The 13,366-nt window shown below is 33.1% G+C and carries 7 protein-coding genes; all 7 read right to left on the bottom strand.

The features are described from left to right. Positions 1-8: 8 nt before the first annotated feature. A complete protein-coding gene (locus tag U472_RS08140) occupies positions 9-1,379 on the bottom strand; it encodes a glycoside hydrolase family 30 protein (RefSeq protein ID WP_068717356.1) in 1,371 nt (456 codons plus the stop codon). A 200-nt stretch (positions 1,380-1,579) separates the two neighbouring features. Next, the gene (locus U472_RS08135) at positions 1,580-3,520 is read right to left on the bottom strand and encodes a porin (RefSeq protein ID WP_068717354.1); all 1,941 of its coding nucleotides are present in this window, start codon (positions 3,518-3,520) and stop codon (positions 1,580-1,582) included. A 797-nt stretch (positions 3,521-4,317) separates the two neighbouring features. Next, complete coding sequence (locus U472_RS08130; protein WP_068717352.1) at positions 4,318-7,584, bottom strand: hypothetical protein; 3,267 nt, start codon at positions 7,582-7,584, stop codon at positions 4,318-4,320. A gap of 80 nt (positions 7,585-7,664) precedes the next feature. Beyond that, the gene (locus tag U472_RS08125) at positions 7,665-8,105 is read right to left on the bottom strand and encodes a hypothetical protein (RefSeq protein WP_068717349.1); all 441 of its coding nucleotides are present in this window, start codon (positions 8,103-8,105) and stop codon (positions 7,665-7,667) included. Between the two features lie 120 nt (positions 8,106-8,225). After that, positions 8,226-10,961 carry a GH36-type glycosyl hydrolase domain-containing protein gene (locus U472_RS08120; RefSeq protein WP_068717347.1) on the bottom strand — a complete coding sequence of 912 codons (2,736 nt, stop codon included), beginning with the start codon at positions 10,959-10,961 and terminating at the stop codon, positions 8,226-8,228. Between the two features lie 85 nt (positions 10,962-11,046). Then, on the bottom strand, positions 11,047-12,399 hold the full coding sequence (locus U472_RS08115; RefSeq protein ID WP_068717345.1) for a GH1 family beta-glucosidase: 1,353 nt from the start codon (positions 12,397-12,399) through the stop codon (positions 11,047-11,049). 72 nt (positions 12,400-12,471) lie between these two features. Next, positions 12,472-13,353: a carbohydrate ABC transporter permease gene (locus U472_RS08110; protein ID WP_068717343.1), complete on the bottom strand. Its 882-nt coding sequence runs from the start codon at positions 13,351-13,353 to the stop codon at positions 12,472-12,474. Positions 13,354-13,366: the final 13 nt, after the last annotated feature.

The raw sequence follows: 13,366 nt of genomic DNA, 5'->3' as shown, positions 1-13,366 counted from the left end.
ATATACTCTTAATATAACAATGTCTGAATAGAATGAGCTGGACTTACTACTTTAACAGCTCTATCTCCATCCTTTAATGTAAAGGTCTGTTCTTTATCGGTTTCATTCATCACTATAACTGCTATACTTCCATCTGTATTTTCAAAAGCAGTAATATTTAATTCTCCTATATCAGACTTCCATTCAATCCTTTTAGCACCTGGCAAGATATATTTACTAAAATGCCCCAGATAATAATAAGGCGTATTGTAATATAGAATATCCTTCTCCCTATCTGCCATGATAGGTGCATCACAAAGATTTCCTACATGATTTGGTCCACCCTCTTCATTTAAGTACATATTCCAGTCACACCATGCCACAGTCCAGTGATTTAAATCAGCAATAATATGTCTACCATACTTCTCACCAGTCCACCACTCGCCAATTAAATTATCTTGATCAATATTGTAATAAGGGTTGCATCCTTCAGTAAATACTAAGTTAGTCTGATAAGTCTCATAAGTATAGTCTAACACATCATTGTCTACTGTAGACTCACTATCTTCTGGACCATACCAATGAAAACCTACTCCCCAAACCCATTTAGCAGCTTCAGGATCAGACATAATAGTATCTACTCTTGACTTCATAATATCTTTATTGTGATCCCAGACTATAATCTTAATATCTTCTAGACCCTCTTCTTTTAATGTTGACCCTAAGATTTTAACAAAGTCCCTCTCTTGTTCATCAGTATAAATGCAGTTATCCCAAGGAGTTGTTGCCATTGGTTCATTTTGGATTGTTACTCCCCAAATATCTATACCTTCTTTTTGATACTCTTTGATATATTTAGCAAAGTACTTTGCCCATACTTCTCTATATTCATCCTTTAAGCTTCCACCATTGTTCATTCTCCCATTGGTCTTCATCCAAGCAGGAGGGCTCCAGGGAGAAGCAAATAGTTTAAAATCTTCACCTTTAGTCTTTAAAGCATCTTTAATCAAGGGAATTAAAGACTTTCTATCCCTTTCAATTGTAAAGTCTTCTAACTCTACATCACCAGGGGTTTCAGTATAAGCATAATTGCCTAAAGAGAAATCACAACTATTGATATGAGTTCTACAAAAGGTATAATTAATACCCTTTTCTGGGTGGAAATAAGCATCTATCGCTTCTTGACGCTTTTGGGGACTCAATTGATCTAGCGTTGAAGAAGCTGCTTCTGTAAAGGCACCTCCAAAACCAATAACCTCCTGAAACTTCTTATTCCTATTAATCTCTATCAAAGGTAGATTCTCTTGATAGTCTTTCTGAAAAGTTAATGAATCCTTTTCTGTTAACCTATCCTCTGTATCTTTTACTGTTTGGATTACCTTGATTTTATTCAAATCCATTATTAGTCCCCTTTCATTTGATTGAACTTTAAAAACATTAGTTATCTATGTTAGTCAACTAAAATTTCATTTATACATATAAGCTAAACTTAAAAATTATTGTAAAAGTGGATTTCATATCTTCATAATATAATCTATTATTTCGTTTATGAAATCCACTTAATAAGCTTAAATTTTAATTCTTAAAGCTTAAATATAATTTAGAAGTTTATATTATAAGTAGCTTTAATCTCATGAGTTGTATATCCACTATAAGTTGGAGCAACGTTCTTGATAGTTGGGCCATAATCCCAAGCATAACCTCCCTGTTCCGCAGGTTCATGTTCCCAACTTTCTCCACCATCGTACCATTGATGCTCTGCTTCTTTTTTATATACTGAATTCTGTAGTTCTTCTGCAGTAGCTTCTCTATCTAGATTATAGTTGTCATATTTATACATTACAGTAAAGCTAGTATTTTCAGTAATCTTATAGCTTGCTCCTAACTTAATTAAATGTTGTTGACCACTAGCATCTTTGATTACATCATTATCTTCTGTTGCATAACCAAAGTCATAACTACTAGTCAAAGTAACCAATTCATTTAATTTATAGCTACTTCCTGCTCCTAATTTAAACCTAGTTTCAGTAGAGAAGTTCTGGTTAATAGCTTTATCATCACCAGTATAGTAGTTGATATCACCATGTATATCTGCTGTTAATCTTTCATCATTAATTAGCTTATATGAACCATTTACATTAAAGTCATTATATTCCATATCTACATCAAAGTCATCATTCTCTCTAGTCATAATTCTATATGAAGCTCCTAAACTCCAAGGTCCATCTCCAAAGGATACACCAGCTTCAATCTCTCTTTCTGTATCATCTTGGGCATTATTTAATTGGCTTCTAGTCATCTCATAATTAGTTAGATCTAAAGTAAGTGTTGGGTTAAAGAATGTTTTCAAGTCATAACTTACATTCAAACCTAAACCTTTCTCGTATCCATTACCATCTCCATAATTAAAGTTAGCATCTCCAAACCAAGAATCCATATCATGGTCTGCACCAATTACAGCTATATAATCCTCTCCTACATTCTTATAAAAAGTATTAACCTTTAAATTAGGTAATGGCTTGACAGTAGCACCAACCTCAAATATATCAGTATCTTCCTTAGCACCTGCACCACTTAAATCATAACCAATAATGTGTTCAGGGCCAAAATCAGTTGATGGGTAAGGAAGGTTATGTACGTTCATAACCTCTGTTACATCATCACCATATTGAGCAGTGATAAATTCACCATTTAAAGTAACTTTATCTGTCAGACTATACTCACCATTAATGGCTAAATGTAAGTTATCAAGGTCTTTATCAAAGTTGTCACCTTGTTCATCAGAACTTTTATCATGAGTATTTATAATAAGAGCTCCAACCTTTCCTTTAGCTAAATCCTTCTTCAAATCTGCACCATAAATTAATTTATCTGCCTTCTTAAATGTCTCATGATTATTAACTATTATATCATCTCCAGCACTACTAGCAGTACCAGCTTGACTCTTAGTAGCTTGGAAGATAAATCCTTGAGTAGCTACTCCAGCTATATCAGTCTGTACTAATATACCTTCACCATAAGGATTCATTTCTCCCCAGTTATCTTCAAATTGAGTAGCTAAAACTCTTTCATTGAAATTATAATTAAAGTTATTAGTAGCTATTATTTTGGCGTATTGAGTATCGGCAGTTAGAGTTAAGTCCTTTAACTGGACTGGAGGATTATCTCTTACAGTTGGAGCCTCTTGTACTCTAGTTGCTCCAGTACCGTTAGGATAACCAACAAACTCATCTGTCAGTGATTCAAAACCAACATCAATTGTTACAATATCATCTATTTTGATTTTAGTATTCAATACTAACTGACTTTCAAACTTCTCTCGATTATCATTTCCATTATCACTTGTAGATTGCTTCCAATCACCAGTTCCAAAGATATTAGTATTACCATTCATTGAATAAAAAGGTTTACCATCAACCTCTGTAAATTCATCAAAAGTAAACCATAAACCTCCATTAAATTCAATCTCTGTCTCTGCAAAAGCAGGTAACGCTAATGAACAAATTAACACAAAAGTAAGTAATAAGGAAATCTTTTTCATAAATAACCCCTCCTAATATTAATTAAGTTTAAATTTTTTAATGTAGTTCCTTGCATATTTAAATTATTAGGACTTATAGGCTTATAAACTTATTTATAATTCAAATTAATATTAATATTAGTAACTATCCCCCTTTAATTTAGTAATTGAAATTTAATTATTAAGCTGTTAAATATCATTAACTAACAATATTTAACACCTGGCTTATCTAAGTAATGAATCACTTCAATTTTATAATAACAACATATTAAGTTTACTTGTAGAGGTGTATACCACTACTCCAAAAATAAATTATAATCTAATTATTTATACACTCTACTAAAATTTCTTAAATGCATATGATAACAAGATTATTAAAATCATTAGATTTTCTAGCTCTAATAATTACCTATAGCAGTTACTTCCTTTGATCTCATTGCTTAATTTTCTAGTATCCAATATCTTTTATATAAGTATGAACCATTAGAAATCCATGCTAATGACATATTTGGTTTACTTATAGAGGTCTATACCACTATCTTAAAAATTTAATAGTCCTATTATTTCATATACTAGATATAAAATAATAGCTTATCAATTATAGAAATTTAATTATAACTATGTGCTTAATTCCTCTAAAAGATGATTCTATTATAATATAAATATTCCATCTTTTCAATAGTTATTTTGATATTAAGTTAATAACCATCAGAAGATAAATTATACCTAAATTCCAATATATTCCCTAACGCAGTCCTATTTTAAAAATAGGTTGCCAAACACTCTATAGATATTCAACAACCTATTTCAAGATAAAATTAGCTTAAGAAAATATCTATTCTACTAACCTCACCTCTTCTAATTTCTTTAGCAAGGTCAGCTCTTACTTCTGATTCTTCAACTACAACCTCTTCACCTTTTTTAGTCAATAACTTATAGCTGTTTATCTCTACTTTATCATCACCAAAAGTATTGCCTCCTTTAGGGTTATGATAGACTACTAAAGTCTTACCTAAAAAACGATATGCAAAACTATTGGCTGGAATATCTACCTCTATCTCTTTAAATTCATTGACTTGTATTTTAACTCTCTTATCTTCTTTAGTAAATAACTTACTAGCCAACTTAGGATTAGGCTTATAAACTAACTCTTTATTTTTTATAGTAAATGGTTTATCACCAAAGCACATTAATGACCACATATGGATATACTCAGCAGTAGAACCACTTAAACGAGCAATATATCCACGCCCATGATTCTTCTTATCTCCATTAAGAGTACTTAAAATAAAGGAACTATTCTCTAGTATACTACGTCCATAGATTTTAGAGTCTTGGAAAGGAACTAAAGCAGAGTCAATAGCTTGATAATATTCATCATATAATCCAGACTTTAATAGCTCCAATAGGTATTTATACTCCATATGCAACCAGATAGAGCCATTCTCTAACCAGCCTGGACTAAATGCCCTAGCACGACCAATCTCATGGGATTCACTAGAGATATCTCCATTAACTCGATACATCCCTAAAGGTTGATCATATAAATCACTATTATGGACACTCTCATGTAACTTACGAGCTTCTTCTTTATCTTTTAATATCTTCATAGCCCTTACTTGACCTTCTAAGAAGGCAGGTAATCTATGCTGTTTGAATTCCTTAACTCTAACATAAGATAATCCTTTAGTTGAGTACTCTCCAGTCTCTTCAAAGTCAACAGCTTCATAGGAGAAGTACATAGTAAATAATTCAGTATCCTCCTCTTTAGCAGCTTCAAGAGCATAATTTAACTTATCTAGTACCTTAGTAAAGAAAGATTTAAGTTCTTCGATAGTCAACTCTTTTTCAGCCCCAGCAAAGCCCATAAATACTTCATCACGATAACTTTCTCTTAAAGAAGTAGCTACTTCCCAATATTTAAAATTATCTTGATTATTGGTCCAGACATCTAAAGCATCTTCTAAACCTTGATAAAAACTATAAAGCTCTTTTGGTAACTTAATTACCTGATTACCATCTAATCCTAACTCTTCTAAGGAAACCTTTAAGAATTCCACAAGTCTCATTAACTCCATAGTCTCTGCTATAGCAGAACCAAAGATCCCAGGTAATCCATTAAGGGCATCATACCAGCCTGGTTTATTGGCCTCCATCTCAATCCCAACACCATAAGGATCTAAAGTAGATACTTTATTTACTACTAAGGTAAGTAGCTTAGCTATTAAACTGGTACGATAAATCTCACCTTCTCCTTTATCTTTTCTAACACAATAAGGTAATCTATCTCTATTAGAAATTAGCTCTTTTTTCTGATCATCTTCATAAACAGCTTCATATTGGCGTGGTCCCTTATCAGTTAAGAGATATTTTTTACTCCTTGGCAAGACCTTAGTAAAATTATCATAAAAGGTATAGCCCTCACCAAATAATAACTTCTCCAAATTCTCTGGATAAATAGCTAGATAGTTTTCAATTAAATCTAAAGTATAAGTCCAATGATCTATCCAATAGCCTTCACCATGTTTAGCCTCAGTCCAAGAGTCAGAATTATCTATTAATAAATCAATAAATTCTTCAATAGGTAGCTTAATATTTAGATTGAAATCATCTATGAATACAGCAATTTCTCCAGGGGTAAATGCCTTATTCAATCTTTTTGCTAAAACTTTTTTACTACTTTCATCTACTTGCTCTAATACTTTATCCTTAGCTTCATCAGTTGCCAGATAAAATTTGCTTCCTTCAATTACCAATGGATTATATCCATCAGCTTGAATCAAGTTAGCAAAAACCTTAATATTATCTTCTTTAACACTTGGATTAAAGAAGTTATCACAACGCCGATTCTGATTTACATCTCTGAAGTTACCATTACCTTGTGAATAGTAAGTAGGCTCTAATAGGAAATGGTTATAATCTCGCTCTAAATCCCCATGCTTACGGGAGAAGATATGATAAGTCTTCTCTTTATTTCCTAGGCTGATTGGAAATCCACCACGTAATAAGTTATCTATAAATGTCTGGCGACTATAGGCATCTAAAGTAGGTTGACCACTTACAGTAAAGATATGATCAGCATAATAATTATGAATTCGTACCGTCTCTTCCTCTTTTTGATTTAAGTAATCAACAGTCAATAACTTCTCCTTAACCTCTAATAATCTATCTTGATTAGCAAGGTGTCCATAAACTGAATTGATTTCTATCTCTTCTTTTGGCGCTAAATTATGTTCAACAGCAGCCATAGCCATCGGGAAACGATTCTCTAAGATTTGCTCTCCACTATAATTAGCCAATCTATTTCTAACAAAGCCTACTGGCTCTTCTAAGTTAGTCATCTCAGCAAATACCAAATCTGGATCTACCACAGGGGTCAATAACTGATTGTTTTCTTCTTGCTTAACAAAAGAAATATAAAAGTTACCTGCATTCATCTCTTTAACCTCAGCCTCATCCTCAGCAGAAGCTCTTAAACGATAAAAAGGGGTCTTATCTTCAAAAGCATAGACCTTTGCCCAAGCAGAGATTGTCTGACTCACCTCTTTTAATGCCCCATTTTCCATACCATAAGGGATAACGATTGGCATCCCATCTAAGACCTCTATTTTCTGCTCTATCTCACTAATATTCTGAAATTTAACCCTCCGGACTAGAGCACCAAAATTCTCATTAGGTAAGATAAAGTAAGTAACCTTAACCTTGAATCCTAAGTTTAAATTCTCTTCTTCAATAGTTAGTGAATGGAGGGAGATAGTCATTTTAGTGGACACACCATCAACTAACTTTCTAAAGGGTTCATAGACAAGTTCTTTTCCATCTTTTTTGAGTTTAATAAAGGTTCTAAAGCCTTTAGTTTCAACATTTTGATAAGATTTATTAGCTGGATAAAACTCCATAATTGGATTATCCTTATCCTTTGATCCAAAGCTAGCAATTCCTTGACCACGATTAACATAAAAAGCCCAGATAGGAATTCCCAATTTGCCAGCAATACCAGGTAAAAAACTTGCAAAAGTACGTTTGTTCTGGTAATTCTCTATAACAAAACTTCCATCTTTATTTAAGAAGAAATCTTGAGACATTTTATCTACCTCCTTATAACTTATCAATTCCTAATACTATTTCTTTAAATAACTACTTATAAAACGGCTATATTTTTTATCTAGTTGTTATTGTTATTCCAAAGGGATTTTGTTAACTCAACCAATTTATCCTGTTGAGTTTCACTTAAATCTACCTCTGGCGAATTGGATAAATCTGTATCTCTATTCTCTACAATCAAGACCATAGCATCTTGACTTAAAGTATGGGTGTGCAATACTCCTTGCTTAATATTATACATCTTCCGTGGCTCCATATCTTGAGCATGTATCTTAGTAACCCCCGATTCATCACCTTCACCAATAAATAAGATACATTTACCTGCTAATAAGATAAATACCTCATCGGTCTGAAGATGCTTTTGCATCTTAGTAATCTTTTGAGGAAGTAACTCATCACAGTAATTTAAAATCGCTACTCTCCACTGACCATAATCAATTACAGGCTTATACCCTTCATCAATATACTCTTTTACTTCTAATAATTCTTTGTGAGCCTCCATAATTCCACTTCCTTTTTGAATTATATCAAAAGTAAAATATTATAATAATATCTTGTGTTAGTATAAAGAACTAATCCGATATATTTAAATTTTACTCTAAAGTTCGATAGCCATAGATAGTTAACCCAAGATAACCTCTATCTCATTAACATCATCTAAAGATAATCTTTCTATTAACTCTTTTTTAATTATTGCAGATTGATCCTTTATTTCAAAATTAATCTCTTCATCATTTATTATAATATCTATAATATTATACTCACCAAATTCAAGCTCCTTTTGGTTCTTATAGATTACATTTATAGGTCGATTAGCAAAAAGAGTATAGATGTTGGCATTCCCCTCATTATCAAACTGCTTCTTTAATAATTTAGGGTTCAAGACTAAGTTGCCTAACTCCCCTCTAACTCCATAAACTTGAGTTACTTCTGTTAACAACAGCCAGCTAGCAGAACCTGTCAGGTAGTGGTATAGACCTCTTCCGCGTTGATTAATATACTCTGGTATACCAGGATATATTCTACTTGTCTTAAATTCTTTACAATGTCTATAAATAGAATTTATAACCTCATAGCCCTCTTTGGCAAAACCACGTTGATAAAGGGCATTTCCATACATTACAGCCATATGACTGAACATTGCTCCATTCTCTTTATGCCCAAAAGCAAAGCCAAACAACCTTCCTAGATTGGTCTTTAACTCTTTAAAGTTGGTATTTAAACGATATCCACCAACTATATCATCTTTTAAATAATGATCAGCAGCTTTAACAATCTTCTCTACCTGCTCATCAGTAGCAACCCCACCCATAATAGTAAATACCTGTCCTGTTAAAGTCATTCTTGTACCTAATGGATGATCACCCTCTAGGCGCTTCCCATCATTGTCATAATAACCATTAAACCATTCATAACCTTCATTATTTTTAATCCATTCATTCTTCCGCAGATGATCTATAATCCAATTACCCTTTACCTTTAAATCATTAGCCAATTCTTCAATAGAAATCTCAACCTTATCACCTGAAACTCTACTAACACAGCTATCAAAATATTGACCTAATAGCTTATGCTTAGCTTCTACTGAATCATAATCTACTTTATTATTTAATGTATCTAATAAGAGCTTCATCTCTCTGGCAATCTCTAATTTATTAATCTCCCTTCTTTCTGCTAACTCACGTAATAAATTAGCCATCTCCAATAAATTACTAGCATATAAAGCCGTAAAAGCTACACTCTCTCCTCGTTCTTCAGCCATATCTAAACCATCATTCCAGTCAGCACCCTCTAGCTTAAAGTTATTATGCTCTCCTACATTAAAGAATAATGTCAGATGCTGAACTAACATATGCTCTAAAATACTTCCTTTATAAATATTACCTTCTCTATCTAATAATTTATTACCATCTTCAGGCTCCCAGTTTTCATCATTCCTCTTAGAACGATAGATCTGAGCATCTTTAAAGTAGGTCTGCCCTTCTAATAAGAAGTCTATATCTCCACTCTGGTCGATATATAACTTAGTAGTTAAGAATGGCCAAGAGCCATGATCCATCCATACCCTACTAATATTATTTCTATCAGCAATAAACTCTCCTGGCTTAGAACCAATAATAGTAGCATTACTCCCATCAATTCTAATCCCTGCAAAATTATTCAATAATAAATCCCTTACCCCTTCTGGCTCCATCAACAGAAGAGCTAAACAATCTTGCCATAAATCTCTCCATCCTCTTCCCCCACGACCATAATCATGATGTGGAAGGAAGGAACAACCATAAATTCTTCTTAAAATCGGTTGTAAAGTAACCCATTTCATCCAGTTATCATAATCTGGATTACCAGATTTAAATTGTACTTTATTAATCTTCTCTTCCCAATAAGCTCTGTTTTGACTTAGATAATTATCAAATAAGTCCTTATTTAAGTACTTTTCTGCCAAGCTATCCACAATATCAACGTTTTCACCAATAGCTATAGCGATTATATACGATTCTTCTTCTCCAGCTTTTAATATAGTATCTTTAAACCTTAGTCCTCCAATAGATTCAAAGCCTTCTAATTCTTTTCCTGCTTGGCAATAGACATCTAAATTCTTAACAATAGCTTTTGGCCACTCCAAATTTCCACCTTCGCCAATAAAATCCTCTACAATTGGGCAGAACCCTACAGGTCTTTCTCCATTTTGATTCGACCCTAAAACTCCATAGCTTACATCATTAATTTGATGCCCCCGCTCATCAAAGGATAGTGTTGGGTTGACAACTATACCACTATCTATAGTCTTAATCCTATGTAACAAAGAGGTCACATGTCGATGATCTCGTAGATTATCAGCTGACCGACCATAGATAGGTATGGCTGCTGTAGGAGTTATCTTCTTATCTTTCTCTCCTATATTGGTGATTTTAACCTCCATCAACTCTACTGTATCATCATTAGCTGGAACAAAACTAGTTATTTCCGATTTAATTCCCAACTTCTCATTCTCTCTAATAACCTTATGCCACAATAAGCCAGCTTCTACAGTAACCTTCTCATCTTCGGGATTAAAATGTAGAGCTATCTGCTGCGCTGAATTCCCTGTAGCAGACCATATTATCTCATCATCTATATTCAACCAGAAGTTTCTAGCTGATTTAGTATTATGCAAGTCCTCCACAGAAACTGGCATTAAAGCAAAAGTATTCTGACTTGTCTTAATATCTCCATGTAGCTTAGGAGTAACCACAGACATCATCCCCGCTTCATTGCTTAAGGGAAAGTAGAGATAACTACTCTTATCTGCTTCTTCTAATCTAAACTCCCCATTCTTTCCAATAAACTCCCAAGCTTTGCATCTTTCTTCTGCCATAAACCTATTCTCCCCTCTCTATTTTTATTGTCAGGGTCTTATATTAAACCTAGCCTTACTGACTATACTTATTATTTATTAATGTTTAAACTTCTAAAGAGTTGTTCACTATTATATTTTTATACCAATAAGCACTATCTTTTAAAATTCTCCTTTGATTATTCTCATAATCTATATATGTTATTCCAAAGCGTTTACTATATCCATAAGCCCATTCAAAGTTATCCATCAATGACCAGACATAATATCCTTTTAATGCTACTCCTTCTTGAATAGCCTTATAGGCACTTTGAAAGTGGGCTTTTAAATAATCAATTCTATCTTGATCATGGACACCACCACCTTCAGAGATTTTATCATCAAAAGCGGCACCATTTTCAGTTATATAAAGAGGCTTTTGAGTATACTCTTGATTTAATTTAATTAAGAGATCATAGAGGCCTTTAGGATAAATTTCCCAATCCATAGCTGTATATTGGCTATCTTGAGGTTTTACTCCTTCAATTCCTAAAAATTTAGAATCTTTATTATACCTAACTAAAGAACGACTATAATAATTAATGCCCAAAAAGTCTATCTCCTCTTTAATCAACCCCATATCATCTTCTCTGATATCCAAGTTATTAAACTTCTCTCCATAAAACTCAACTATTCTCTCTGGGTACCTACCTTTAAATAAAGGTTCTAAAAACCAACCATTAATATAATCTTCCATTCTTTTAGCTGCTTTATTATCTTCTACATTATCAGAAATAGGATAAGAAGAGATAAGATTTAAGGTAATTCCTATCTCATTATCCAATTTCAACTCTCTAAATTTTTTCACTGCCAAGCCATGAGATAATAACAGATTATGAGCAACCTGTAAAGCAACTTGCTGGTCTTTAATTCCTGGTGCATGATCTCCAGAACCATGCCCATTAAAAGCTACTACAAAAGGTTCATTATGAGTAATCCACTGGGAAACAACATCTCCAAATTCATTGAATAAAATTTCAGCATAATTTACAAAATGCTTTACTATCTCACGATTAGCCCAACCACCTTCTTCTTGTAAAGCCTGTGGCAAGTCCCAATGATAAAGAGTAACTACAGGTTTAATTCCAGCTTTTAAGAGTTCATTAATTAAACCTCTATAAAAATCTAAACCCTGTTGATTTATCTCTCCCTTACCTTTTGGTAATATCCGTGGCCATGATATAGAGAAACGATAACTATCAAGACCTATTTCCTTCATTAACTCTACGTCCTCTTTATATCTATGATAATGATCACAGGCTACATCTCCCGTATCACCATTTGCTACTTTGCCAGGTGTATGACTAAACCTATCCCAGATTGATTCTCCCTTACCATCTTCTTGATAAGCCCCTTCTATTTGATAAGCGGCAGTCGCAGATCCCCAAATGAAATCTTTTGGAAAATATAATCTACTCATCTTTTCTCTCCTAACAATAATTATTTACCTTTCACTCTAATTAGTATATATTTTTAAGCTAAATTTCTAAATTTATCCCTTAGTTGCACCTTCAGTTATTCCAGAGATAAACTGTTTAGAAGCAGCTACAAAGGCGATTATAATTGGTGCAATAGCTAAAGTTGTCCCTACCATTTGTGCTCCCCAATCATTATCTACCTTTCCTCCTAATTTGGAAAGAGCCACTGGAATCGTATACATTGCCTTGTCTTGTAAAATCAATAATGCTGCCATATAATTATTCCAAGAAGTAAGGAAGGTTAGAAGTCCTAAAGTACCTAATCCAGGTAAGCTCATCGGTAGAATAATTCTAAAGAATATCTCAAATTCTCCACAGCCATCTATCCTAGCCGCTTCTATAATTTCATCTGGAATATCCTCCATAAACTGCCTCATTAAGAATATACCAAAAGCATTAGCCATTCCTGGTATAATTAAAGGTTTAAATGTATTTACCCATCCAAATTTGGTCATCATGATAAACCATGGAATAATAGATAACAATCCAGGAATCATCATTGTTGCTAGCATTATGAAGAATAATTTCTCCTTATACTTAAAATCATATTTGGCAAAACCATAACCTCCCAAAGAACAAAAGAATACAGTAGCAATTGTAGCTACCGTTGCTACAAATATACTATTTAAAATATTTCTATAAAAAGGCATAACACTCAATAATCTACTTAGATTATCAGAAAAAGAATCTCCAAACCAGAGTGGTGGAGGAAAACTAAAAATTTCTGCGTTACTTTTAGTAGCTAATACAAGCATATAATAAAAAGGGAATATAGTAATTACTACCCCCAATACCAGAACAAAATACATCAGTCCTGTCTTTATCTTACTCCAAACTTTTTCAGTATTAACCTTTGAAGTACCAATTTCATTGTACTCCACATCTATCTTCTCCATCTATTTCCCCTCC

Origin of the sequence: Orenia metallireducens (assembly GCF_001693735.1) — a bacterium.
Classification (GTDB): Bacteria; Bacillota; Halanaerobiia; order Halobacteroidales; family Halobacteroidaceae; genus Orenia; species Orenia metallireducens.
Note: the sequence above shows the minus strand (reverse complement) of the source record. Positions and strands in the feature narration are given on the sequence as shown.